Raw genomic sequence first — 24,629 nt, 5'->3', positions numbered from 1 at the left:
CGGTGCACCTGGTGCCGGGCATGCCGGCCGCAGGCGCAACTCCCCATTATAGGGCGGAGGATTCCCGGGTCAGGAACGCAGGGCCGGGCTGGCGAACAGTTCGGCACCGTCTTTTACGGTTTGCAGGCATACCGGGTCTGAGCCGGTGTCCAGTGCGGGCAGCAAGGGGGTCCTGGCGCGCGGATCGGTGCTCCAGGACTGAACCCGCCCGTCAGCCACCTGGACCATCAGCTCCTCAACCTCCCACACGGCAAAACTCGCGGGAGCCCCGGGCACCAGTTGCCCGGCCATGGGGTTCGGGTGCCGCGCGGCCCGCCAGCCGGCCCGGGTGTGGCCCAGGAAGGCTGCCCGCGCGGAAATACGCTGGTCGGGGTTGTGGTGTTCCACGCAGGCGCGCACGCTCGACCAGGGACGCAGGAGCGTGACGGGGCTGTCGCTGCCGAAGCAGACGGGAACTCCGGCCGAGTAGAACGCGGCGAACGGATTCATCGACCGGCTTCGGTCCCCCAGCCGCTGCTCGTAGAGGCCACCGGGGCCGCCCCAGGCAGCGTCGAAGGAGGGCTGGGCGCTGACGGTCACGGAGTAGTGCGCCAACCTGCCCACGGCTTCGGCGTCGGCCATCTCCACATGCTCAAACCGGTGGCCTGCGGCGCGCACCCGCTGCTCCCCCACTTCCCTGGCGGCAAGGTCCAGCGCTTCCAGCGCAGCATCCAGTCCGGCGTCACCAATCACGTGGAACCCGCCCTGGATCCCGGCGAGGGAGCAGGCGGCAAGGTGGGCTGCTGCCTGGTCCACGCTCAGGTACAAAGTGCCGCGCTCGTGGCCGGCATCACTGTAACCGGCGCGCAGGGCAGCGGTGCGCGAGCCCAGGGAACCGTCGATGTTCAGGTCTCCTGCAAGGCCGCGGACTCCCGCCCCCAGCTCTGCCACCAGCGCGCGGGCCTGCTCCTCGGACGACACCAGCTCTCCCCAGTACGGCATGACTTCGGGAAAACGGGGCTCCCCGGTTCCGGAGGCGTTCCATGCTGCCGCGAGCCGCAGGTCATCGGCGCCGCCGATATGCGGTGCGCCCATTTCGGCCAGGGCGACGTAGCCGTTGGCGGCCGCTTCCGCCAGGGCCTGGGCCTGGAGCCGCTTCAGCTCATCCTGCGGCAGCTGCCGGGTCGCCAGCCGTGCTGCCTCGTGGGCGGCCCGCGTCACCCTGGCACCGCCGTCGTACCCGTCCCGGTTCTGAAGGTCCGCGGACTGTGCCAGGGACGTTGACACCAGCGCCGAGTGCACGTCCACCCGGGAGAGATAGACCGGCCTGCCTCCAGCGGCCCGGTCGATTTCTTCTGCACTGGGCAGGGCGGGGTCCGCCCAGGTGGTTTCGTCCCAGCCGTGGCCGAGCACCGGTCCGTTCCCGGCGGCCCCGGCGACTGCGTCCAGCACTTCCCGGGCCGACTTGAGCGTCCCAAGCTGGAGCGACTCCAGGGCGATTCCGGTTTCGGTCAGGTGCACGTGCGAGTCAACGAAGCCCGGCGCAACCAGGGCGCCGCGGAGGTCGATGACTTCCATGGAGCTGTCGGCAATTGACGAGGCCGCCTGCTCCGATCCAACCCATGCAACAGTGTCCCCATCCACAAGCATTGCCGTGGCGAACGGGTCAGCCGCGGTGTAGACGGATCCATTGCGGTACAGCACCGGGACGGGACGGTCGGCGTTGCGGGGTGCGGCAGCAGGGCGGGGCATAAAGGCAGGACTCCTGGGATAGGGCACGCCGGTTGCAGCCGGCAAGGGTTGAGGTGGGACTAGAGCACGGAAGAATAGGCCACGACGCCGCGGCGGATCAGGTTGATCGCTTCGGCACAGAGCCGTGCCAGGCGCGGATCAAGGCCAGGGATCTTGGCAAGCTGGTCCAGCAGGTCCACCACCTGCTTGACCCAGCGGACAAAGTCACCGGCGGCAAGGTCGGTGCCGCTCAGGACGTCCTGGAGGTGGCGTCCGCGGGCCCACTTGTACAGCGGCCAGACAAGTCCCAGTTCAGGTTCGCCGGTCAGCGGAAGCTTGTTCTCCTCCTCCACGTCCTCAAGGACGGACCATTCCTTGACCACGACGTCTACGGAACTCTCCAGGGAGACGCTGGGCATGCGCGGCCGCAGACCCCGGTCTTCGCGTTTGGCCTGGTAGACCAGCACACTGGCCAGGGCAGCAACTTCGGCGGCGTCCAGGTCATCGAACGCGCCCAGCCGCAGGGACTGCGAGATCAGCAGGTCCTTCTCGCCGTAGATCCGGCGCAGCCGCTGGCCGTCCGGGCTGATGTTCAGGCGGCCGTCGCCGGTGTCCTCCAGGTATCCGTAGGCGGACAGGACGTCGCACACCCGGTCGAAGGTTTTGGCGATCGTGTTGGTGCGGCCCTGGATCTGGCGGACCAGGCCATCCGTTTCACGCCGCAGCTTCCACCACCGCTCCGACCACCGGGCATGGTCTTCGCGTTCGCTGCACCCGTGGCAGGGGTGTGCCTTGAGGGCCCGGCGCAGTTCGGCGATGCGCCGCTCCTGGTTGGGAAAGGCAGCTCCGCGGCCGAAATCGTGGTTGCGGTTCTGCCCGGGAGCAGGCGGCCGGTTCTCGCGCAGGGCGTTCCGTGCGCTGGAGGCAAGGTCCCGCCGGGACTTGGGCACCTTGGCGTTGAAGGATTTGGGAATGCGGATGCGGGTAACCGGAGCGATGGGTCCTTCCAGGTCGTCGGTTCCTATCCGGCGCAGCTGGTTGTCCAGGGTCAGTACGGCAGGCCGGGGTTCGCGGCTGCTGTGGTCAGAGCTGAGGACGACGGCGGGCCCCGGGGCGCGCCCGCCGGGAACGTTGACCACGTCCCCGGGCAGGAGGCGGGCCAGGGAGTCGTCACTGAGTGACTTCTGAACCCGGGACTTGGTCCGGGAGGTGGCACTCTCGGCATCGGAAAGCTCCCTGCGCAGCCGGGCATACTCCGTGAAGTCGCCAAGGTGGCAGGTCATGGACTTGGCGTAACCCGCAAGGGACTCCTCACGGCTCCGCACCTGCCTGGCCAGGCCAACCACCGAGCGGTCGGCCTGGAACTGGGCAAAGGACGATTCCAGGATTTCCCGGGCCCTGGCACGCCCAAACTGTGCCAGGAGGTTGATGCTCATGTTGTAGGTGGGCCGGAAACTGGAGTTCAGCGGATAGGTCCGCCGCGACGCCAGGCCTGCCACCGCCGTCGGGTCCGTCCCCGGCTGCCACAGCACTACGGCGTGGCCCTCGACGTCGATGCCGCGCCGCCCGGCGCGGCCGGTGAGCTGGGTGTATTCGCCCGCGGTGATGTCCACGTGGGCTTCGCCGTTGAACTTGTCCAGCTTTTCCAGGACAACTGAGCGGGCGGGCATGTTGACACCCAAGGCGAGGGTCTCAGTGGCGAAAACCGCCTTGACCAGGCCGTCGGCGAAGAGTTTCTCCACCACTTCCTTGAAGGTGGGCAGCATGCCGGCATGGTGGGCTGCGAAACCCCGGAGCAGGCCGTCCCGCCACGTCCAAAAACCCAGGACGTCGAGGTCGTCCGGCGGGATGTCCTGCCCGGCCTCGTCCACCCGCTGGGCGATGATCCGCTGCTCCTTTTCCGTGGTGAGCCACAGGCCCGAACCAACGCACTGCGCCACGGCCGCTTCACAGCCGGCACGGGAGAAGATGAAGGTGATGGCAGGCAACAGGTCCATCCGGTCCAGGCTGGCGATCACCTGCGGACGGCTGGCGGGGCGGACCCCCGTTTGTTCGCTCCTGCCCGGGCGGTCATAACCGTTGCGGCCACGCTGGCCGCGGCGTCCGGCGCCGGGGCGGCTGCGGAAGCTCTGCTGGCTTTCGCTGCGGGCAACAGTGAGGAGGTCCGGGTTGACGTCGAAGCCGCGGCCCTTGGCGGTGTCAACGGGTTTGCCGGTCGCGGCAGGCTGCCGGCCCTCTTCCTCGACGGGCGGGGCGATCTCGTCGAAGGTGGTCTCTCCGGCGAACAGGTCCATGATCTGCCGGCCCACCATGACGTGCTGCCACAGCGGCACCGGCCGGTGCTCGGAGACGATGATGTCCGTGTCCCCGCGGACGGTGTCCAGCCAGGCGCCGAACTCCTCGGCGTTGGAGACGGTTGCACTGAGCGAGGCGACCTGGACCTCGCTGGGCAGATGGATGATGACTTCCTCCCACACTGCCCCGCGGAACCGGTCGGCGAGGTAGTGGACCTCGTCCATGACCACGTAGCCGAGGTCCTCCAACGTGGCAGAATCCGCGTACAGCATGTTCCGTAGGACTTCGGTGGTCATCACCACCACCTGCGCGTCGCCGTTGATGCTGGTGTCGCCGGTCAGGAGGCCCACATTCTCTGCACCGTACTTTTCGCTGAGTTCAGTGAATTTCTGGTTGCTGAGGGCTTTGATGGGGGTGGTGTAAAAGGCCTTCAGGCCCCGCTGCAGGGCGAGGTAGATGGCGAACTCCCCCACGATGGTCTTCCCGGCTCCGGTCGGGGCCGCCACCAGGACTCCCCTGCCTTCCTGAAGCGAACGGCACGCCTGCCGTTGAAAGTCGTCAAGTTCGAACTCGAGGGTCCGGATAAAGGACCCAAGATACGTGGCCGCCTCTGCCCGGCGCTCGGCGCTGGCACGGTATCTCTCGGCTGGAGAAAGTTCTTCAGGATCGACGGGGCCGGTGGAGAAGGGTCCGGTGGTGGAGGACATACCCCAAGCCTAGCGGCACGCTACAGCTTCTTGAGTTCACTGCCGGGGGTGGCGATATCGGCTGTGGCCTCGGTCTCTTCGACCTGCCGGGCCTGCCGGCGTTCGCGGCGTTTGTCGTTCATGATGCAAATGCCAATCGCTGCAAAGAAGAGCGCCAACAGCGGTCCGGCCAGCATGAACATCGAAATGGCATCAGCACCCGGCGCTGCGATTGCTGCCAGGACAAACACCAGGAAGACGGTGATGCGCCAGGCCTTCAGGATGGTGCGGCCCGAAACGATGCCCGCCATGTTGATGCCAACCAGCACCACGGGGACCAGGAAGGCCAGGCCCAGCATCAGCACCATGCGGGTGACGAATTCAATGTAGGTCCGGGCGTCGATGACGCTGGAGGACCCCTCCGGAGTGAACTGGGTCAAGGCGTGAACCACCTGGGGCACCACCAGCCACCCTACCCAGATTCCGGCAAGGAACAGGGGGATGGCAGCGGCCATGTAGCCCAGGGTGTAGCGGCGTTCCTTGGACGTCAGACCGGGCGTGATGAACGCCCAGAGCTGGTAGATCCAGATGGGGCTGGAGATGACCGCCCCGATGAGGAGCGACATCTGCAGCTTGAAGTCAAAAGGCGACGCGATGGTTCCGAAGTTGATGGCCGCAAGGCCCCCGGTCTCACTCGAAATCCGGTTTACCGGTTCGGCCAGTGCCTTCAACAGCGGATCGTAAAGTATCCAGCCCCCAATACCGCCGATGACGACGCCGATAGCCGACTTGATCAGCCGGTTCTTCAGCTCCTTGAGGTGCTCCCAAAGGGACATCCGCCCCTCGGGATTGGCTTTACGGGCCCGCGACAGTGCCACGGGAGGTCAGGCGCGGGTCGACGGCGGAACGTCAGTGCCGTCTGTCGGCTCACCGGGCTTCGCCTTGGGGTGGTTCACGATGGTGCCTTCCACCGGGCCGGTGGCCTCGGTGGACTCGGCTTTGCCGTCGTTCTTCATTTCCTTGACCTCGGACTTGATGATCCGCATTGACTGTCCCAGGCTGCGGGCCATGGCCGGAAGCTTGGGGGCGGCGAAGAGAAGCAAAGCAACGACGATAATGATTACGATCGGCCAGGGGCCATCAAAGAGTCTTCCCACGGGAAATCCTTTCCTCTAAATACATCCTACTTCTATGTGAAGTCGAGATCTCCGAGCGCCTGCGGCTGGCCCCGGTCCTTTTTGCGCTGCACTCGCCGGCGGCGGCGGTCTTCGCGCCGGGCCGATTTGGATGCCTCGTAATCATGTCGCATCACGGCGGGTGAGGCAAAAACGGCGGAACCCGGAAGCGGCCGTTCCTGGTCCGCGGATTCCTGCGCTTCGACGGGATTCAGGTGCCCCAGCTTTTCACCGGCAGCACTGAGGTCCTTGACGGTCGCCATGAACTGGCGGAACAGACGGATGCCCAGCAGGACATAGAACAGCAGGGACACTGCAACGAGCGCCACCCATATGAGAATCCAGGACCACCAAGGCATGCTGAGAAGTCTATCCGGCGTACCTGTCCAGCGATGCCGCAAGCCAGTCCCGCGCGGCGTCAGCCAGCCCGGCAGGAGCCAGGATCCGGGCCGAACCGCCGTGCTGGGCCACGAACATCGGCAGCCACGCGGTGTTGCCGAACGTGAGCTGGGCCACCAGCCCGCCGTCGGGCAACTCTGCGGTGCGCTCCGCGTAATAGTCATCCGCCAGCCCCCTCCCCTGCCGGGTGAGCTGGACAGTGACTGTTGTGTCGTCGTCGTTCGCAGTGAAAAGTTTGGCGGGAACCCCGCCTTCGGGCGGCCCGTGCACCGTGGCGGCCCGGCCGTTGGGCCGCACGTCCTGGACCCGGTCCAGCCGGAAATTCCGGAGCCCGTCCACCAGATGGCACCAGGCTTCGAAGTACCAGGTGTTGTCCAGGGAGTACAGCCGCAGCGGGTCTACGTCGCGCTCGATGACCGCGTCACGCTGGGGTGAGAGGTAGGTCAGGTGGAGTTGCGCGCCGGTCCCGATGGCCTGGCGGACCGTGGCGTGGGTCGCGGCGTCCGCGGGAGCCACCTGCGGCCCGGCGATGGAGGCAGCACGGAGTCCTTCCTCCCCCGCCGCGGCCAGCAGCTTCAACGTGACCGATTCCAGGGCGCCTCCGCCCGGCAGGTCCGGCAGCCCATTGAGCGTCTCAAGTCCGGTCAGCAGGGCACAAGCCTCCGCCACCGTAAACCGGACCGGCTTCTTCAGGTCAAGGTCCTGGGTGATGAAGACGTGGTCATCCTCCCACTGGATATCGAGCAGGTCATCCGGATACCCCTCGGGCAATCCGGAGCAAATGAGGATCCGGAGGTCTGCCTCCAGCTCGTCCCGGGTGACGCCAAAGTGCTTTGCCACGTCCTGGATGTGCAGGCCCTGGTTATGGACCAGGAATGGGACCAACTGCAGCATGCGCTTGAGCTGGTCCTCCGAGGTTCCCTTCCGGGCCGTCCGCGCCCGGGCATCAGGGAACGAGTAGACGGGGACAGGCGAAGCGCTGAAGCGGGCAGCGGCCTGCAGCCGGCGCCGCACCGCTCCCACCAGCTCCGCGGGCTCCACTGCCAGGGCATCGGGTCCATAGCTGGCCAACTCTTCGGCGAGGACCTCCGGATCACGGTATTCCACGACCACCCGGTCGTCGCCGTCGGCAGGCCGGCCGGGCGCCTGGTGGTGCGCGCCTTCAACGGCCCGGCTGCGCAGCGCCAGCAGACGCCCCTGCCTGACATCCACGACGGCGGTGCGCAGCGGCAGTTCAGGCAACCTGTCCAGTTCAGCGCGGATGCTGAAGTTGGCGGGCGGGACGTACTGCTCCCTGCTGAGGGTTGTGACGGCGCTCGTGAAGCGGGACAGGCGGAAGTGCCTGGCTGCGTTTCGGCCCCGGTCGTAGCCCATGAGGTACCACTGGCCGAACCGGCTGCCCAACCCCCAAGGCTCTACAGACCGTTCCTCCTCCTTGCCGGTGCTTCCGGCCAGGTATGTGAAGCTCACGGGATGGCGGGCATGCATGGCTGCAACGATGTCGTCGAAGGCCTGACCGGCCGGTTTGATGCGTGGCTGGACGCCTGCCGGGAGTTCCACCTCGGCCAGCCTTCCCGATGCCTGGAGTTTGCGGAGTGCGCTTTGGGCAGCTGTCCCCAATGCGGCGCGCTCCCAAAGTTGGGAAGCAAGCAGGAGGACCGTCCACTCTTCCGGCCCCAGCTGGACGTCCGGGAGGCGGCTGGACTCCTTGCCGATGCGGTACCTGGTGGTGGCTGGGTCATCCTCGCTCCAGCCCAGGTCCGTCAGGGTTTCCACCTCGAACCCCATGGCCCTCAGGTCGTTCTTGTCCCGCTCGAACATCCGCCCGAAGGCGACGTCATTGCCGGAGGTGTCGTGGTAGACCTTCTCGCGCAGCTCGCTGCGGCGCAACCCGTAGCGGGTGTTCAGCAAGGCAATGAGCAGGTTGAGGAGTCGTTCAGTGCGGGATACGGACACCTTGGTTACGTTACTAAACTCCCCGGGTGAAAGCAGAAAGCGCGGCAGCACGGGAGAAGTATCCTCCGTGCTGCCGCGCTTCCAGTTGCACTACCTGGGTACTGCGTTGATTTGGGGACTGCGTACCTGAATTGTGTCCCCGGACGTCGTCAGCGGACGGCGACGAGGTCCACGACGAAGATCAGTGCCTCGTTGGGGGCAATGGCTCCGCCGGCACCGCGCGAGCCGTAGGCCAGCTCGGAGGGAATCTCCAGGCGGCGGCGGCCGCCGACCTTCATGCCCAGGAGGCCCTGGTCCCAGCCCTGGATGACCTGGCCGACGCCGACCCGGAAGTCCAGCGGTGCGCCGCGGCCCCAGGAAGCGTCGAATTCTTCGCCTGTGGACCAGGCAACGCCGACGTAGTGGGTGGAGACGGTGTCCCCAGCCTTGGCTTCCTTGCCGTCACCCTCGATGAGGTCCGTGATGACGAGTTCCGTGGGGACGTCGCCTTCCGGGAAGTCGATCTCGGGCTTCTGGCGGTCGAATTCCCGCTGTCCAAACGACATGCTTGCTCCTATTGAGTGAGTGGTGATGGGTGCCGCGAAGAACGCGGCGTCCCTGTAAGTCTTGCTACTTGACCCCGAGGATGTCCACTACGAAGACCAGGTCGCCCTTCGCCTGGCCCTGGCCGGCGTCTCCGTAGGCCAGGTCCTTGGGGATGACCAGCAGGACGCGGGAGCCCACGGTCTTACCCGCGAGGCCCTGGGTCCAACCCTTGATGACGCCCGAGAGCGGGAAGGTGGCGGGCTGGCCGCGGTCGAAGCTGGAATCGAACTTGGTGCCGTCGGAGAGGTTGACGCCAACGTAGTTCACAGTCAGCGTGTCGGATTCCTTGACGGTGGCGCCCGTGCCCTTGATCAGGTCCTGCGACACGAGTGCCGTGGGGGCGGGCGCACCTGCAACGTTGATTTCAGGTACGCCGTCTTTTTCCGTCACAGTCGGCAGGCGGCGGCGTCACAGCATCGCCCTGCGGCTTGTCCAGGACGGGAGTGGGGTCCGAGGCGGAAAGTACCTTGATGATCAGCAGCTGCGTGGGTGCGGCAGCGGCACTGGGGCTGGGGGTGGCTCCGTCGGAGGGGCTGGGGCTTGCCGAAGGTCCACTCTGCTGGCCGGGGACGGCCAGGGCCAGGCTGGATCCTACTTTGGCGCCCACGAAAGCGTTGTAGATGACGGCGCTGCCGGTTTTGAGCTCATCGTTCAGCTCAAGGCTTTCAGGCTCATTGGGGAAGGTATCCTCCAGCTGGGAACCGTCCGTACCGTTCAGGGCCAGGATGGAGATCTTGGCTACCTGATTTGCCTTGACGGCGTCGCCGCTGCCTTCGGAGACCACTTTGATGGTCGGCTGGGAAACGGCCAGGGGCTTGTCAAAATCCACACCCGGGGCCTTCTTGTCCCCGTTGTCGGTCAGCTTGAGGGAGTCGAACTTTGCAGTCTCCCCGGCGGACTGGCTGCTCGGCTCGGGCTGCGAGGCTGTACCTCCGCAGGCGGTCAGGAGCAGCAGGCCGGGAAGGAGGATTGCTAGTAGTCGGCGCACGTAGTAAAACTTTCGTCGGGGCAGGGTGGAGACGGCTTTCCGCCAGGCGGCGGACAGTGCCGTGGAAGGCCCCCTTAAAAGGGACCTTATCCAGAATAGACCCTGAAGCTGGACGTCAGCCCATAGAGTCCAGCAGCGCATCCACCCGCTCGTCGACGCTGCGGAAGGGGTCCTTGCACAGGATTGTCTGGTGGGCGCGGTCGTTGAGTTTCAGGTGTACCCAGTCCACGGTGTAGTCCCGCCCCAGTTCCTGCGCCCGCCGGACAAAGTCACCGCGCAGTTTGGCGCGGGTGGTCTGTGGCGGCGCGTCCACCGCACCCTTGATAACGGTGTCGTCGACAATCCGGCGCACCGCACCCCGGGACTGCAGGAGATAGAAAAGCCCCCGGCTGCGCGAAATGTCGTGGTAGGTCAGATCAAGCTGGGCGATCCGCGGTGCCTCCAGGCCCAGGCCGTGGCGTTCGCGGTAGTTGTCCATCAGTTTCTTCTTGATGGCCCAGTCGATTTCAGTGTCGATCCCCCGGGTGTCGCCGGATTCGATCGCATGGAGCGTCCGTTCCCACAGATCCAGAATCACGGGAACGTGCGGGTTGTGGGCGCCATGCTCCTTCACGAAGGCGGTCACCTTGGTCAGGTACTCCTGCTGGATTTCAAGTGCGGTGAGCTGCCGTCCGTTGGCCAGGCGGACCAGCGCGCGGCCGCTGAGGTCATGGGAGATTTCCCGGATGCTGCGGATGGGGTTTTCCATCCGCATGTCCCGCATGATCACCCCGGCCTCGATCATCCGGAGGACCAGGTCCACGGTGCCGACCTTCATCAGCGCAGTGGCCTCGGACATGTTCGAGTCCCCCACGATGACATGCAGCCGCCGGTAGAACTCGGCGTCGGCATGCGGCTCGTCCCGGGTGTTGATGATGGGCCGGGAACGGGTGGTGGCGGAAGAGACGCCTTCCCAGATGTGGTCGGCCCGCTGGGAAAAGGCATAGGTGGCGCCGTGTGGCGTCTTCAGGATCTTTCCTGCGCCGGCGATGAGTTGCCGGGTGACCAGGAACGGAATCAGGATTTCGGCCAGGCGGGAAAATTCCCCGCGGCGCGGAATCAAGTAGTTCTCATGGCTGCCGTACGAGTTGCCCGCGGAATCGGTGTTGTTCTTGAACAGGTACACGGTGCCGTTGAAGCCTTCAGCGGCAAGGCGCGCCTGGGCCTCGTCCACCAGATCGTCAAGGATGAGTTCGCCGGCACGGTCGTGGGCGATCAGCTGCGCAAGGTCGTCGCACTCCGCCGTGGCGTACTCGGGGTGGGAGCCGACGTCGAGGTACAGCCGGGAACCGTTGGTGAGGAACACATTGGAGGAACGCCCCCAGCTGACCACCTTCCGGAACAGGTACCGCGCCACCTCCTCCGGGGCAAGAGGCCTCGAGTCCGGGCTCGAGTAGGAGATCCCAAACTCGGTTTCGATGCCGAAGATTCTCTTGTCCATGTGGTCCTCCTAGGCCAGCAGTGCTGTGATGTCCGCGTCGTTCAGCCTGCGGAAGGCACGCCGGGTGCCGCGGGAGCTTTCGGAAAGCCGGTCCAGGACGGCCACTTCCAAGGCACCTGGCGGCAACGGCGCCGCGGGCTGCTCGCCCTCCTTGACGGGCGTCAGTCCCTTGAGTGCCAGCCGGACAGCGTCGGCGAAGCCCAGCGAGGCCTGCCATCCTGCGTCGATGGCCGATGACACTTTCTCAGCCTGTCCACCCATGACGACAAAGCTATGCTCGTCGGCGATCGAGCCGTCGAACGTCAGCCGGTAGAGGTGGTCTTCGGCCTGCGAGGAACCTACTTCGGCAACCGCGAGTTCCACTTCGAAGGGCTTCTGCTCGGCGGTGAAGACAGCCCCCAGGCTTTGGGCGTACACACTGGCCAGGCCACGGGCGGTCACGTCCTCGCGGTCGTACGAGTATCCGCGGACGTCGGCGTAGCGGACGCCGGCCTGGCGGAGGCTCTCGAATTCGTTGTACTTGCCGACGGCGGCGAACGCGATTTTGTCGTAGATCTCGCCGATCTTGTGCAGGGACGGCGAAGGGTTCTCGGCTACGAGGGCGATGCCGTCGGCGCAGCTGATGACAACCACTGAGCGGCCGCGGGCGATGCCTTTCCGCGCGAAATCCGCGCGGTCCTTCATCAGTTGTTCGGGTGAGACATAAAACTGCTGGGTCATCTCAGGCCTCCCGTCCGGCGATGGTGCGTGCTTCGATTACGCCGCGCGACGCAGCCGCGAGTTCCGGCTCGGGCACCCGCCGGGCCCCTGTCCTGTCCACCGTGTAGACCACCGGCCACAACTGCCGGACCGTGTCGGGGCCGCCCGTGGCGGAATCGTCGTCGGCAGCGTCATACAGTGATTCGACCGCAACGGAAAGGGCCTGCTCGGCCGTGAGATTGGGCCGCCAAAGCTTCTTCAGTGCACCGCGCGCGAAGACGGATCCGGAGCCGACGGTGTGGTGTTCGTGTTCCTCGTACCTGCCGCCGGTGACGTCATAGGAAAACAGCTTACCAACGCCTGCGCTGGTGTCGAAACCGGCGAACAGGGGCACTACTGCAAGGCCCTGCAGGGCCAAGGGAAGGTTGCCCCTGATCATGGCACCCAGCCGGTTGGCCTTGCCTTCAAGGCTGAGCTGGGTTCCTTCTATCTTTTCGTAGTGCTCAAGTTCAACCTGGAAAAGCCGGGTCAGGTCAATTGCTATGCCGGCTGTTCCGGCAATGCCAAGGACAGAGAAGTGGTCAGCCGGGAAGACCTTCTCGATGTGCCTGCTCGCAATGACGTTCCCCATGGTTGCCCGCCGGTCCCCCGCCATCAGGACACCGCCGCCGTAGCTCATGGCAACGATGGTGGTGGCATGGGGAACCTGGACCGTGGCAGCCACCGACGCACCGCCCTGAAGGGACCGGCTGAAAGGCAGTAACTCAGGCCGGTCCCGCTGCAGGTGCTCGGTAAAGGACGAGGTGGCGTTGGCGGCTACCTGGTTGGCGGTTGATTCCTGCACTCATCACTCCTTGAACGTGGTACTTCAACGTCGGTACAGATCCCGGCCGTCCGCGGCTTCCGCCACCCAGCCGTCCGGGTTATTGGCCGCCCTTTTGGACGAATGCCCGGACGAATTCCTCGGCGTTGGATTCCAGGACACCGTCGATCTCGTCGAGAAGGTCGTCCACGCCTTCGGTCGATGCCGAGGCCTGCGCCTCGGGCGGTGCCGGGGGTGCCTCGGGGATGTCTTCGTCGACCTGGCTGTCACGTGACTGCGGCTGCTGCTGCTCCTGGCCTGCCATTGGTTTCCCTCCTTCTTCCGTCGGTGGATCCGGCGGATCCTCCGATATGCCCATCCTGCCACGGGACGGGCGTTCCGGCGCGGTTTACGCCGCAGGCGGAGTGCTGTTGTGTCCCAGCAGCTCGCCGAGGAACGGTCCCGCTTCCCGGTAGCGCTCGAACAACGCTCCGGTCAGTGCTTTGGTTCCCCTCAGTGGCTCCCTGGTGGGCACGCGCTGAAGCCTCCCGTAGCCGGGCACGTCGAAGATGACCGAGTCCCAGCTGGCCCCCACAACGTCCTTGCCAAAGCTGCTGATGCACTTTCCCCGGAAGAACGCCCGGGTATCGGCGGGAGGCTCCGCGACGGCAGCGGCAATGGCGGAATCATCAACCACGCGCTGCATCCGGTTCCGGGACAGGAGCCGGTAGTAGAGGCCCTTTTCGGGCCTGATGTCAGCCCACTGGAGGTCAACCAGGCCCAGCCGGGCGTCGCTCCACTCCAGTCCGTCGCGCTGGCGGTAGCCGTCCAACAGGGAGAGTTTGGCCAGCCACTCCACCGAGGTGGCGGCGGCCCCCCTGTCGCTGTCGAGCTGGGTCAGAACCGACGCCCACCGTTCCAGGACCTCATGGGTATGTCCGTCGCCGTCCACGGCGTCACCCACTCCGGTGTCCTGGGCGAGCTTTGCTGCGGCTTCGTGGTACATCCACTGAAGGTCCAGGGCCGTGACGCGCCTGCCGTCCAGCAGGCGAAGCCTGGCGGTCAGCGACGTGTCGTGGCTGACCGCCTTGAGTGCTGCGACGGGCTCGTAGACTTCGATTTTGGGAGCGAGTCCAGCCTCGATGAGGCTGAGGACCATGGCGGTAGTGCCGAATTTGAGGTAATTGGACACCTGGCTGAGGTTGGCGTCCCCGATGATCACGTGCAGGCGCCGGTATTTGTCGGCTGTGGCGTGGGGCTCATCCCTGGTGTTGATGATGGGCCTGCGGATGGTGGTTTCCAGGCCCACTTCGGCCTCAAAGAAGTCGGCCCGCTGGCTGATCTGGAAGCCGGGGGTGGAACTGTCCTGGCCTATTCCCAACCGGCCGGCCCCGCACACCACCTGGCGGCTGACGAAGAACGGTGTCAGCCCCCGCACGATGTCTCCGAACGGTACTGACCTGGGCATCAGGTAGTTCTCGTGTGAACCGTACGACACGGATTTGTTGTCGGTGTTGTTTTTGTAAAGGTTGACCGGCGGCAGCGCGGGATCCCCGGCCAGCCGGCGCACGGCGGCGAGACCCACCAGGTCGCCGGCAGCGTCCCAGGCCACGGCGTCACGGGGATTGGTGACCTCCGGGCTCGAGTACTCGGGATGGGCGTGGTCGACATACAGCCGAGCACCATTGCCGAGGACCATGTTCATGAGGAGGGTCCCCGATTCGTCCTGCCCGTCGAGCTCCAGCTCCTCTCGGCCGTACGCCAGGGCCACCGCCTCGGCGTCGAGCACCGGCGGCTGGTCAGTCAGCTGGCTGGGATGGGCGGTACCGCGGTCCACGGTCCAGCCCCGGGCATCGTGCAGCGGCTCCTCATCCGTGTAGTCCCACCGGGTCTCCGCTCCGCCGGCCGCCCGCTGGCGGGTGACCTGGGCGTACGCCTGGACCACGCGGGCGCTCATCATCGTGGCGTTGGCGGAGGGGGCGGACGGAGCGTGGATGCCGTATTCGGTTTCGGCGCCCATGACCCGCATGGCCCCGCCGGCGGGGAGGGCTTCCCCGCCGGCTGTTCCCTGTGGACCCGTCACAGATACTGTCCTGTGGTGGGCATGGTTTCGATGGACTTGCCGGGCTCCTGACCGGCTTTGCCCTGCACAATGGTCCGGATGTAGGTGATCCGTTCACCCTTCTTACCGGAGATGCGTGCCCAGTCGTCAGGGTTGGTGGTGTTGGGCATGTCTTCGTGCTCACGGAACTCGTCCACCACGGCGCGCAGCAGGTGCTCGATCCGGAGCCCCTTCTGGTGCGAGGTCAGCAGGTCCTTGATGGCGTACTTCTTGGCCCGGTCCACCACGTTCTGCACCACGGCGCCGGAGTTGAAGTCCTTGAAGTACAGCATCTCGGTGTCACCGTTGGCGTAGGTGACCTCCAGGAACTCATTGGACTTATCCGTGGAGTACATGGCTTCCACGGTGCGCTGGACCATGGCGTCCACGGTGGCCTGGACGTCACCGTTGTGTTCGGCGAGATCCGATTCGTGGAACGGCAGGTCCGGCGTGATGTATTTGTTGAAAATATCTGCCGCGGCTTCCGCGTCGGGCCGCTGGATCTTGACCTTCACGTCCAGCCGTCCCGGACGGAGGATGGCGGGGTCGATCATGTCCTCGCGGTTGGAAGCGCCGATGACGATCACGTTGTCCAGGCGTTCCACACCGTCAATCTCACTAAGGAGCTGGGGCACGATGGTGGTTTCGACGTCGGACGAAATGCCGGTGCCGCGGGTGCGGAACAGTGAGTCCATTTCGTCGAAGAACACCACAACAGGGCTGCCATCGGATGCTTTTTCCCGGGCGCGGGAGAAGATCAGGCGGATGTGCCGCTCCGTTTCACCGACGTACTTGTCCAGGAGCTCGGGTCCCTTGATGTTCAGGAAGTAGCTCTTCAGGTCCACGTTCCCGGAGCGCTCCGCGGCGCGGGCAGCGAGGGAGTTGGCAACCGCCTTGGCAATGAGGGTCTTGCCGCAGCCTGGAGGGCCGTACAGGAGGATGCCCTTGGGCGCTTTGAGCCCATGCTCCCGGTAAAGGTCCGGGTGCAGGAACGGCAGTTCCACGGCGTCGCGGATCTGCTCGATCTGGGGGCCGAGGCCACCGATGTCCTCATAGGTGATGTCCGGAACTTCCTCAAGGACCAGGTTCTCCACCTCTGAGCGGGGCACCTTCTCCAGCGCGTACCCCGTCCGCGAATCCACGGACAGGGCATCGCCAACCCGGAGCTTCTCGGACAGGAGGGCACCGGAAAGCCGCACCACGCGTTCTTCGTCCGCGCGGCCTACCACCAGGGCGCGGTCACGCCCCAGCATTTCCTTCAGGGTGGCCAACTCACCGGCGCGCTCGTAGCCCAGGCCCGCGACGATCAGGAGGGCTTCGTTCAGCAGCACTTCCTGGCCCACGGCAAGCTGGTTGATGTTCACCAGCGGGCTGATGCCCACGCGCATCTTCCGGCCCGCGTTGAAGATGTCCACCGACTCCTCGGAGGCGGCCTGGCCGCTGTTGCCCGGCGCCGCCTGGCGTTTCGGGTTGATCTGGAGGATGGTGCCGAAGCTGTAGGGCGGCTGCCCTTCCTGGTCCAGGGCATTTTTCAGCCGGAGGATCTCAGCCTTCGCGGTTTCAAGCATGCTGACCAGCTTGGAGTTGTTCTGCGTTGCCGCTGCCAACTGGCGGTCGATGTGCCTGAGCTTGTCCCGAAGTATGTTGACCTGGCGGTCAGCAACCGAGAGGTCGTTGGCGGCAGACTGCTCTGCCGGTGTACGTCCGGAGTCCTGGTTTGGTGTCTCCATGATGTATCAGCCCCTTCCTGTGCTTCTCTTAAGACATTAGTCCCAAGAGGGCGGGTAGGGATGGAGACTCCCGAAATGTGGACTAGTTCGTGACCTCGGGGTTGTCGACCACATTGGTTCCGGCGATGGCGTCCCTGGCGGCGCGCCGGAGTTTCTTGTCCGACACCGCCCGCTCCCCCACCGCGCCGGGAGTCCAGGCGTTCACGTCCTCTTCGTTGAACTCGGTCTTTGACGGACGGCGCTTGACCGAGATGCCGGTGACGCCGTCTGCGAGCCGCCGGGTGACCAGCAGGAATCCTGTGTGGGCCACCATGCGGTGGTCCGGCCGCACGGCGAGGCCTTCAAGGTGCCAGCCGCGGACCATCGACTCCCACGCATCGGGCTCGGTGAACCGGCCGTCGGCCCGGATGGCCTCCGCGGTACGGGAGAGCTGGGTGACCGTGGCGACATAGTTGATCCAGACACCGCCGGGGGCAAGCACCGTGGCGACGGCGTCGAGGCACTCCCAGGGTGCCAGCATGTCCAGGACGACGCGGTCCACGGAGCCCGGTTCCTCGGCCTTGACCACTTCCTCCTGGAAGTCGCCAAGGGAAATCTGCCAGGCGGGGTGCGGGCCGCCGAAGATGGTTTCAACGTTGCCGCGGGCGATGTCAGCGAACTCTTCACGCCGCTCAAAGGAGTGCAGGTAGCCGTTGTCCCCCACCGCGCGGAGCAGGGAAATGGACAGGGCACCGGAGCCCACGCCGGCTTCCACTACGCGTGCGCCGGGGAAGATGTCCGCCATGGTGACAATCTGGTCGGCGTCCTTGGGATAGACGACGGCGGCACCGCGCGGCATGGAGAGCACGAAGTCGGACAGCAGGGGCCGGAGGGTCTGGTACTGCTGGCCCACGTTGTTCACCACGACCGAGCCGTCAACCTTGCCGATGATTTCGTCGTGGTTCAGGAAACCGCGGTGGGTGTGGAAGGCGCCGCCACGTTCCAGCGTGATGGTGTTCATGCGGCCACGTTCGTCCGTGAGCTGGACGCGTTCGCCCTCCCGGAAAGGGCCCCGGCGACGGGCAGCGCCCACCGGCTGCGAGCCGCTGGCGGCAGCACCGGCTTGCGCTGCTCCCTTGGCGTCGTTGACGGCAGTTTCGCTGCTCATGATTGTTCCTCGCTCCTGTAAACCTGTTGTGCCGCGGCTCTGCTGGTCCCTGGGGACGCTGTGGCTTCCGCGGCAATGCACGACCGGCAGGTAACTCTACCGGGTCTGGCCTTGCGGGTGCCTATCGTTGCGCGGGCGTTTTCCGGTGATGGCTGCGAGGACAGCCTCCTGAGTCAGCAGTCCGGTGACCGTTCCGTTGTGGTCCACAACAGCGTAATGACGTCCCTCAAGCTGGGAAAGGAACTGGATCAACTCCTGCCCTTTGGACCACTCCGGAATGTAGGCTCCGGCAGCCAGGGGGAATGAAATGGCGGTGACGGGCGTGGTATCCGCCGCAGCACCGGGCACCGAGGCAAGTGCTCCCGGGTCCACCACGCCCTGCGGCCGTCCGTCCGGTCCGCAAACCACCACGGACTTCGTCCCCGCTGCTGCCAGGCGGAGGGCGTCCCGGACGGTACCGGTGGAGGGAACGCCGGCCGCCGGGGTCGCCAAGGCTGCGGCGCTGACCAGCGGCAGCCGCCCCCGCAGGGTGCCCTGCTGGATGGACGCCGACGCGCCCATCCACAGGAATCCGCCCACCAGGATGGTGATCATCAGCAGGCTGAAGTCCGGCTGGTCACCGGCGAGGAACGGACGCAGGAGGAACCAGTAGGCAATGGCGAGGACGATGATCCGGCCGCCCCAGCTTACCGCCACGGTTCCCTTCGCCTGGCTGCCGGTGGCCTTCCAGACGATGGATTCGACCAGCTTACCGCCGTCCAGCGGCAGGCCGGGCAGGACGTTGAAGACACCGATGAGGAAATTGGCCCACATGAAGATGTTCGTGAGGATTTCGGCGACACTTCCCAGGCTGTTGGTGCCGAGCAGCAGCCAGGCTCCGCCGGCCAGGACGAAGTTGGCGGCCGGGCCCGCCAGCGCAACCAGAACAGATCGTCCCGGTGACGAGGTGAAGCTTTCGAACTGGGTATGGCCGCCCCAAAGGTTCAGGACGATCTTCTGGGTGGGCCAGCCGTAGATTTTCGCCGTCAGCGCGTGGGCGAGCTCGTGGACGAGGACCGAGATGAGGAGCAGGACGGCGTAGGCAAAGGCCACGAGATAGGCGCTTACGCCCAGCATGGGGTTGTTCCGCGCCAGAACCGGCCCGTACACGATCACGGTGAAGGCCGCGATCACGAACCACGAGTACGCGAGGACAATGGGGACGCCGGCGATGCGGCCCAGCGGGATGCCTTCGCGGCGCGCCGGAGTGCCCGATGCAGGGCTTTGTCCGGCGCCGGGGTCAGCCACGTGGACCACCTTGGGAGGCGGCCGCATTGGTGGCGCCGGCCTGCAGGAGGAGTGCTTCCAGCTCCACCAGTGTCCGGCCGGAAAGGGTGTCCCAGAGCTCGTAGCTGTGGTGCTCAGGCAGCGGGACAATGTGCGGCACGGCAACCGTGGCGACGCCGGAGGCTACGGCCGCAGCCACGCCCGGTACGGAGTCTTCGAGGGCTACGCAGTGGTGGATTCCGAGGTCGGGATCGTTCTCCTGCAGGAGCTCGACGGCGGTCAGGTACGCCTCCGGGTGCGGCTTGCCCTGGCTCACGGTGTCGCCGGTGACCACTACGTCGAAGTACGGCCGGGGAAGGTTCGCTACCACCTCGCGGGCCAGTGGGCCCTCGGACATGGTGACCAGGGCGCAGCGCACGCCGGCGAGGTGCAGTTCCTCGAGGAGTTCGCGGGCGCCAGGGCGCCACGGCACTTCCTGCTGGACGCTGCTGATGACCTGGGCAGTCAGGGTGTCGATGATTTCGCGGATTTCCAATTCGACGCCGGCCTGCTGGAGCAGGCCCGCGGAGAATGTCAGTGACTGGCCAACCAGCTGCATCGCCTGGTCATGGCTCCACGTTCCGCCGTGTGCCTCCACCAGCCCATGCTCCGCGGCAATCCAGTATGGCTCGGTGTCCACAATGGTCCCGTCCATGTCCCACAGGACGGCTTTGAGCGGGGAACTGGTGGCAGGAATTGGCATAACGCCAGTCTACGGGGCATGGCTGGGCGGAGGCTGTGGGCTACGCCCTTGGCGAATATGCCAAGGACCGGGCCCGCTTTGGACGGGATTCAGGGGATTTGCGGCGCATCATTCCATGCGCGGGCAACCACCTTGGACGTAGGGTGAAGAAATGAATAGCTTCGAGGGAGACACCGCCGAACAGGGTGCCGGACCCGAGCGGGAACGGTTCCTGCAGCCAGTGGCTGACGGACAGCGCGTAACAGTGATGCTTGCCGCCTTTGAGGGGTGGAACGATGCCGGAGAAGCGGCCAGCGATTCGCTGCGCTACCTGAACAAACTGTGGGGCGGCAAGAAAGTCGCTTCCATCGATGCTGACGAGTACTACGACTTCCAGTTCACGCGGCCGACCGTGCGCAGGAATGCTGCCGGTGAGCGCAAGATCAAATGGCCTTCCACCAGGATCTACAAGGCGAGTGCGCCCAACTCCAATGTGGATGTCATCTTTGTGCAGGGGACGGAGCCGTCCTATAAGTGGAGGGCCTACACGGCAGAGCTGCTGGTCCATGCCGAGGCGCTGAACGTCGACTATGTGGTGCTGGTGGGTGCGCTGCTGGCGGATGTTCCGCACAGCCGCCCGATTCCGGTGAGCACGTCCTCGGATGACGCTCCGCTGCGTGAGCGCATGAACCTGGAGGCCTCCCAGTATGAGGGCCCCGTTGGGATTGTGGGCGTCCTGTCAGAGGTGGCCCTCCTGGCGGGACTGCCTACCGTGTCCTTGTGGGCCGCCGTGCCGCATTATGTGGCCCAGGCGCCCTCCCCCAAAGCGCAGCTTGCCCTCCTGCACCGCATCGAGGAGCTGCTGCAGGTGCCGCTGGACACCCACGAGCTGGCGGAGGAAGCGGATGCGTGGGAGCGCGGCGTGGACGAACTCGCTACCGAAGACCCGGAGATCGCTGCCTACGTGCGGCAGTTGGAGGAAGCCAAGGACACTGCCGACCTCCCTGAAGCCAGTGGCGAGTCCATTGCCCGTGAATTTGAGCGGTACCTGAAGCGGCGGGGCCAGGACCGGCCCTGACGTTGACGTACTGACATGCCTTAACACGAAGGGCCCGGCCGGGAGCAATCCCGGCCGGGCCCTTCGTGTTTGCCGTGAGGTGTGGACGCCTTAGAGCCGGATGCCCAGGAGGGCGTCCACCGCGTCCTTTACCAGTGCCCCGTCAGCGGGGCTGGCGGCAGCACCGGCGTCGTTGGCAGTCCGTGCCCAGCGCGAGACCGCGGCCACCGCTGCGGGCGCATTCAGGTCTGCTGCCAGCGCCTCCCGCATCTCGGCCAGCAACTGCTGGCCCGAGCCCTCGGGAGTATGGTCAAGTGCTTTCCGCCACGCCGCCAGGTCGGCCTTGGCGGCATTGAAGCCTTCGTCGGTCCAAGACCAATCGGAGCGGTAGTGGTGGGCCAGGATCGCCAGGCGTATTGCTGCAGGGTCCTCGCCGGCTGCGCGGAGCCTGGAGACCAGCACCAGGTTGCCTTTGGACTTGCTCATTTTTTCGCCGTCAAGGCCCACCATGCCCGCGTGCGCGTAGTGCTTGGCCAGGGGCACGCCGGCGAGGGAGTACGCGTGACCGGCGCCCATTTCGTGGTGCGGGAAGATCAGGTCCGATCCGCCGCCCTGCACGGTGAAGGGCGCGGGCAGGTACTTCTGCGCGATCACGGTGCACTCAATGTGCCAGCCCGGCCGTCCCGGTCCCAGGCTTCCACCGGGCCAGCTCGGCTCGCCCTCGCGTTCCACCCGCCAGAGCAACGGGTCGAGGGCCTGCCGCTTTCCGGCGCGGCCCGGATCCCCGCCGCGCTCGGCGAAGAGCTCCAGCATGGCGCTTTCGCCAAGGTGGGAAATGGATCCCAGGGCCCAGGCATCGGGTGCCGTTGACTGCTTGCCGGCGGCTTCGACGTCGTAATAGACGTCCCCGTCAGGCTCGCCGTTGGTGACGGCCACGCGGTATGCCAGCCCCATGCTGACCAGGCGTTCCACCTCGGGGACGATCAGGTTAATGGATTCGACGGCGCCAACGTAGTTGTCCGGCGCCAGGACGTTCAGCGCCTCCATGTCGGTCTGGAAGAGTTCCACCTGCTCTGCGGCGAGCTGCCGCCAGTCGACGCCGGTGGCGGTGGCCCGTTCGAGCAGGGGGTCATCCACGTCAGTGACGTTCTGTACGTAGGAGACCTCGCTGCCGGCGTCGCGCCAGGCACGGTTCAGGAGGTCAAAGGCGACATAGCTGGCAGCGTGCCCCATGTGGGTTGCGTCGTAGGGGGTGATGCCGCAGACGTACATGGAAGGCCTGGCCTCCCGTTCCAGGGCCACTTCGCGGCCCGCCGCGGTATCGAACAGCCGGATGGCGGGGATGTTTCCAGGCAGGGCAGGCACAGGGCGGGAAGTCCAGGATTTCACATGCCAAGCCTAGTCCTAGGCGCTGATGACGCCGAAACCGAGCAGGAGGTACAGGGCGAGTCCGAGGAAGATCCGGTACCAGACAAAGAGCCGGTAGCTGCGCGTGGAAACGAACTTCAGGAACCATCCGATGATGACGTAGCCCACCAGCAGGGCGATCACGGTGGCAAGCGCGGTCTCCGGCAGGCCGAACGGGCCGGAGATCCCTTCCTTGGTGACCACCTTGTAGAGCTGGTACAGCCCGCTGCCGAACACTGCGGGGATGGCGAGTAGGAAGGAGTACCGTGCCGCGGCCTCACGGGTATAGCCCATCAGCAGGCCCGCGGTGATCGTCCCGCCGGAGCGGGAGACGCCGGGAATGAGGGCCAGGGCCTGCGCCAGGCCGTACAGCATGCCGTGCTTGTAGGTCAGGTGGGCAAGGTCCCGCTTTTGGGCGCCAATTGCGTCTGCCACGGCAAGGATGAGGCCGAAGACGATCAGCATGGTGGCCACGATCCACATGCTGCGGAGTACGGACTCGATCTGGTCCTGGAAGAGGAGCCCCAGAACGATGATGGGCAGGCTGCCCAGAATCACCAGCCAGCCCATCCGGGCGTCAGGGTCCTGCCGCGGCACGCGCCCGGTGAGGGAGCCCGCCCAGGCCTTGACAATGCGGACGATGTCACGCCAAAAGAAGATCAGGACGGCGGTCTCCGTGCCGAGCTGGGTAATGGCCGTGAAGGCTGCCCCCGGGTCCTCTGCGTTGGGGAGGAATTCGCCCACGATCCGCAGGTGTGCGCTTGATGAAATCGGTAGAAATTCGGTCAGTCCCTGCACTAGGCCCAGCAGGGCCGCTTCAAACCAGTTCACGCTAAGACCCTACGGCATGGCAGCGCCGCTCCTGGCCGTAAGCTTGCTGCTATGCAGCAGCGTTACGTCGGCAACAGTGGATTGCGAGTTTCCGCCCTCTCCCTTGGCACCCGCTCCTGGGGTGGCGACACTGACGAACAGGACGCGTCGGAGTTGCTGCGGACGTTCCTGGATGCCGGCGGCCGGCACGTGGACACATCGGCGTCCTACGCGGGCGGCGGCTCGGAGGCGATCCTTGGCTCGCTCCTGGGCGATGTGGTGGCCCGCACGGAGATTTCCATCTCCACGAAAGCGGGGATGACGACGCCGGATGGCCGGCGTGCGGTGGACGCCTCACGCAATGCGATGCTCACCGGGCTGGATGCAAGCCTGGCCCGTCTGGGCACTGACTACGTGGACCTGTGGTTCGCCGAAACGTGGGATGGCAACGTTCCCCTCGACGAAACCCTGGCGGCGCTGGAGTTTGCCGTCCGCACCGGCCGGGCCAGGTACGCGGGCATCTCGAACTATCGGGGCTGGCAGGCGGCGAAGGCCGCCGCCACGAGCAGTGTGCCGCTGGTGGCTGTCCAGGCAGAATACTCGTTCCTTAACCGGTCGACGGAGGCGGAACTGATCCCCGCAGCTGAGGATGCCGGCCTGGGCCTGATGGCGTGGGCTCCTCTGGGCCGGGGGGTGCTTACGGGGAAGTACCGTGGCAGCATCCCCGCCGGTTCACGGGGAGCCTCGGTCAGCGAAGCCGGGTACGTGGAGCCGTATCTCGAGGAGAAGCCGTCGCGGATCGTGGATGCTGTGTGCATGGCTGCAAACGGGTTGGGCCGGACTCCGCAGGATGTTTCGCTCTCCTGGCTGCTGTCACAGCATGGCGTTGCCACGGCCATCGTGGGCGCCCGGACACCGGTGCAGTTGAAGGAGATCCTCGACTCCCAGCTGGCACCCCTGCCGCCGCAGATTGCACGCGCGCTGGAGGATGTTTCCGCGGTGTCTTAGGTTCTGTTGCCGAACTTCCCGTGTCCCGGGACGGTCCGGGCGGCGTTGCTATTCCTCGACGATTTCCAGGTCTTCGTCCTCGTCCACGTCGGCTTCTTCGTCCTCATCGTCCTCGTCGTCAAAGACCTGCAGGGGCGTTACTTCGTTATAGGCCTCGTAGAGGGCGTCCTCGTAGACTTCGAAGGCATCGGCAACTGCGAAAAACGCTGCCTCAACGGAGGGATCACCGTCCCCGCGGCGGTTCGATGCTGCTATAAGGTGTTCTTCCAAAGCGGTGGTCAGGGACGAAAGCGCGACACGCGGATCGATGCTCATGACTTCACGTTAGCCGGAAAAGGACGAAAATGGAGAGCAAATGAAGGAACAATTTCTCACCAGCTCGGTCCAGCGGGAGCGGGATTATTTGCGTCAGTACGAGTACCTCGTACTGACGGTCAGCCCTGATGATTCCTTGCCGGAGGCGCGGCGACGGCTCGTTGAACACTCCGAATACGGCAAGTGGGAACTCGAACGCAGCAAGCTCTATGTGGGCGGCGGCAGGCGCTTTTGGCTGCGGCGCCGGGTGATGCAGGTCCAGCGGACCGTTTAGGAAGGTGCGGTCCAGCGG

At 65.6% G+C, this 24,629-nt stretch carries 22 protein-coding genes and 1 pseudogene; 3 read left to right on the top strand and 20 right to left on the bottom strand.

The window, feature by feature from the left end; translation table 11 throughout:
- Nucleotides 1–69 precede the first annotated feature (69 nt).
- The 17 genes and pseudogenes from NMQ03_RS11050 to NMQ03_RS10970 form a co-directional block, all read right to left on the bottom strand.
- Nucleotides 70–1,731, bottom strand: coding sequence for an amidohydrolase (locus NMQ03_RS11050; protein ID WP_255172251.1), 1,662 nt, complete (start codon nucleotides 1,729–1,731; stop codon nucleotides 70–72).
- 59 nt (nucleotides 1,732–1,790) lie between these two features.
- Entirely contained in the window at nucleotides 1,791–4,712 is a 2,922-nt protein-coding gene (locus NMQ03_RS11045) for an RNA helicase (protein ID WP_255172250.1), read from the bottom strand.
- 20 nt (nucleotides 4,713–4,732) lie between these two features.
- Nucleotides 4,733–5,527 carry a twin-arginine translocase subunit TatC gene (gene tatC / locus NMQ03_RS11040; protein ID WP_224026104.1) on the bottom strand — a complete coding sequence of 265 codons (795 nt, stop codon included), beginning with the start codon at nucleotides 5,525–5,527 and terminating at the stop codon, nucleotides 4,733–4,735.
- 48 nt (nucleotides 5,528–5,575) lie between these two features.
- Complete coding sequence (tatA, locus tag NMQ03_RS11035; protein ID WP_255172249.1) at nucleotides 5,576–5,848, bottom strand: Sec-independent protein translocase subunit TatA; 273 nt, start codon at nucleotides 5,846–5,848, stop codon at nucleotides 5,576–5,578.
- A gap of 32 nt (nucleotides 5,849–5,880) precedes the next feature.
- Complete coding sequence (locus NMQ03_RS11030) at nucleotides 5,881–6,225, bottom strand: hypothetical protein (RefSeq protein WP_255172248.1); 345 nt, start codon at nucleotides 6,223–6,225, stop codon at nucleotides 5,881–5,883.
- A gap of 10 nt (nucleotides 6,226–6,235) precedes the next feature.
- On the bottom strand, nucleotides 6,236–8,221 hold the full coding sequence (locus tag NMQ03_RS11025) for a YafY family protein (protein ID WP_255172247.1): 1,986 nt from the start codon (nucleotides 8,219–8,221) through the stop codon (nucleotides 6,236–6,238).
- A 149-nt stretch (nucleotides 8,222–8,370) separates the two neighbouring features.
- On the bottom strand, nucleotides 8,371–8,766 hold the full coding sequence (locus tag NMQ03_RS11020; RefSeq protein WP_159631980.1) for an FKBP-type peptidyl-prolyl cis-trans isomerase: 396 nt from the start codon (nucleotides 8,764–8,766) through the stop codon (nucleotides 8,371–8,373).
- A gap of 64 nt (nucleotides 8,767–8,830) precedes the next feature.
- Nucleotides 8,831–9,794, bottom strand: a pseudogene (locus tag NMQ03_RS11015) (FKBP-type peptidyl-prolyl cis-trans isomerase).
- Nucleotides 9,795–9,909: 115 nt separating this feature from the next.
- Nucleotides 9,910–11,274 (bottom strand): Pup--protein ligase, encoded by a 1,365-nt coding sequence (gene pafA / locus NMQ03_RS11010; RefSeq protein ID WP_159631981.1) that lies wholly within the window; start codon nucleotides 11,272–11,274, stop codon nucleotides 9,910–9,912.
- A gap of 9 nt (nucleotides 11,275–11,283) precedes the next feature.
- Entirely contained in the window at nucleotides 11,284–11,994 is a 711-nt protein-coding gene (prcA, locus tag NMQ03_RS11005; protein WP_255172246.1) for a proteasome subunit alpha, read from the bottom strand.
- A gap of 1 nt (nucleotide 11,995) precedes the next feature.
- Nucleotides 11,996–12,817: a proteasome subunit beta gene (gene prcB, locus NMQ03_RS11000; RefSeq protein WP_255172245.1), complete on the bottom strand. Its 822-nt coding sequence runs from the start codon at nucleotides 12,815–12,817 to the stop codon at nucleotides 11,996–11,998.
- A 79-nt stretch (nucleotides 12,818–12,896) separates the two neighbouring features.
- On the bottom strand, nucleotides 12,897–13,100 hold the full coding sequence (locus NMQ03_RS10995; protein ID WP_015937113.1) for a ubiquitin-like protein Pup: 204 nt from the start codon (nucleotides 13,098–13,100) through the stop codon (nucleotides 12,897–12,899).
- Nucleotides 13,101–13,184: 84 nt separating this feature from the next.
- Entirely contained in the window at nucleotides 13,185–14,804 is a 1,620-nt protein-coding gene (dop, locus tag NMQ03_RS10990; RefSeq protein WP_255175588.1) for a depupylase/deamidase Dop, read from the bottom strand.
- Nucleotides 14,805–14,854: 50 nt separating this feature from the next.
- On the bottom strand, nucleotides 14,855–16,606 hold the full coding sequence (arc, locus tag NMQ03_RS10985) for a proteasome ATPase (RefSeq protein ID WP_255172244.1): 1,752 nt from the start codon (nucleotides 16,604–16,606) through the stop codon (nucleotides 14,855–14,857).
- A gap of 82 nt (nucleotides 16,607–16,688) precedes the next feature.
- On the bottom strand, nucleotides 16,689–17,753 hold the full coding sequence (locus NMQ03_RS10980; protein WP_255172243.1) for a tRNA (adenine-N1)-methyltransferase: 1,065 nt from the start codon (nucleotides 17,751–17,753) through the stop codon (nucleotides 16,689–16,691).
- Between the two features lie 96 nt (nucleotides 17,754–17,849).
- Nucleotides 17,850–19,040, bottom strand: coding sequence for a site-2 protease family protein (locus tag NMQ03_RS10975; RefSeq protein WP_255172242.1), 1,191 nt, complete (start codon nucleotides 19,038–19,040; stop codon nucleotides 17,850–17,852).
- Complete coding sequence (locus tag NMQ03_RS10970) at nucleotides 19,033–19,761, bottom strand: HAD family phosphatase (RefSeq protein ID WP_255172241.1); 729 nt, start codon at nucleotides 19,759–19,761, stop codon at nucleotides 19,033–19,035. The genes NMQ03_RS10975 and NMQ03_RS10970 overlap by 8 nt, the downstream gene beginning before the upstream one ends.
- 151 nt (nucleotides 19,762–19,912) lie before the next feature.
- Between NMQ03_RS10970 and NMQ03_RS10965 the strand changes: the two genes are divergently transcribed.
- Nucleotides 19,913–20,818, top strand: coding sequence for a PAC2 family protein (locus tag NMQ03_RS10965; RefSeq protein WP_159631987.1), 906 nt, complete (start codon nucleotides 19,913–19,915; stop codon nucleotides 20,816–20,818).
- A gap of 90 nt (nucleotides 20,819–20,908) precedes the next feature.
- Here the strand turns inward: NMQ03_RS10965 and mshC are convergent, their stop codons facing one another.
- Nucleotides 20,909–22,186, bottom strand: a complete 1,278-nt coding sequence (mshC, locus tag NMQ03_RS10960; protein ID WP_255172240.1) for a cysteine--1-D-myo-inosityl 2-amino-2-deoxy-alpha-D-glucopyranoside ligase — start codon at nucleotides 22,184–22,186, stop codon at nucleotides 20,909–20,911.
- Nucleotides 22,187–22,201: 15 nt separating this feature from the next.
- Complete coding sequence (locus tag NMQ03_RS10955) at nucleotides 22,202–23,035, bottom strand: undecaprenyl-diphosphate phosphatase (protein ID WP_255172239.1); 834 nt, start codon at nucleotides 23,033–23,035, stop codon at nucleotides 22,202–22,204.
- A 51-nt stretch (nucleotides 23,036–23,086) separates the two neighbouring features.
- Here NMQ03_RS10955 and NMQ03_RS10950 point away from each other — a divergent pair, with 51 nt between their 5' ends.
- On the top strand, nucleotides 23,087–24,022 hold the full coding sequence (locus tag NMQ03_RS10950; RefSeq protein WP_255172238.1) for an aldo/keto reductase: 936 nt from the start codon (nucleotides 23,087–23,089) through the stop codon (nucleotides 24,020–24,022).
- A 48-nt stretch (nucleotides 24,023–24,070) separates the two neighbouring features.
- Here NMQ03_RS10950 and NMQ03_RS10945 read toward each other — a convergent pair whose 3' ends face one another.
- Nucleotides 24,071–24,337, bottom strand: coding sequence for a hypothetical protein (locus tag NMQ03_RS10945; RefSeq protein ID WP_141160435.1), 267 nt, complete (start codon nucleotides 24,335–24,337; stop codon nucleotides 24,071–24,073).
- A 40-nt stretch (nucleotides 24,338–24,377) separates the two neighbouring features.
- Here NMQ03_RS10945 and NMQ03_RS10940 point away from each other — a divergent pair, with 40 nt between their 5' ends.
- The gene (locus tag NMQ03_RS10940; RefSeq protein ID WP_018771130.1) at nucleotides 24,378–24,611 is read left to right on the top strand and encodes a DUF5703 family protein; all 234 of its coding nucleotides are present in this window, start codon (nucleotides 24,378–24,380) and stop codon (nucleotides 24,609–24,611) included.
- The last annotated feature ends 18 nt before the right edge of the window (nucleotides 24,612–24,629 follow it).

The organism is Arthrobacter sp. DNA4, from assembly GCF_024362385.1.
In the GTDB taxonomy this organism is placed as follows: Bacteria; Actinomycetota; Actinomycetes; order Actinomycetales; family Micrococcaceae; genus Arthrobacter.
Note: the sequence above shows the minus strand (reverse complement) of the source record. Positions and strands in the feature narration are given on the sequence as shown.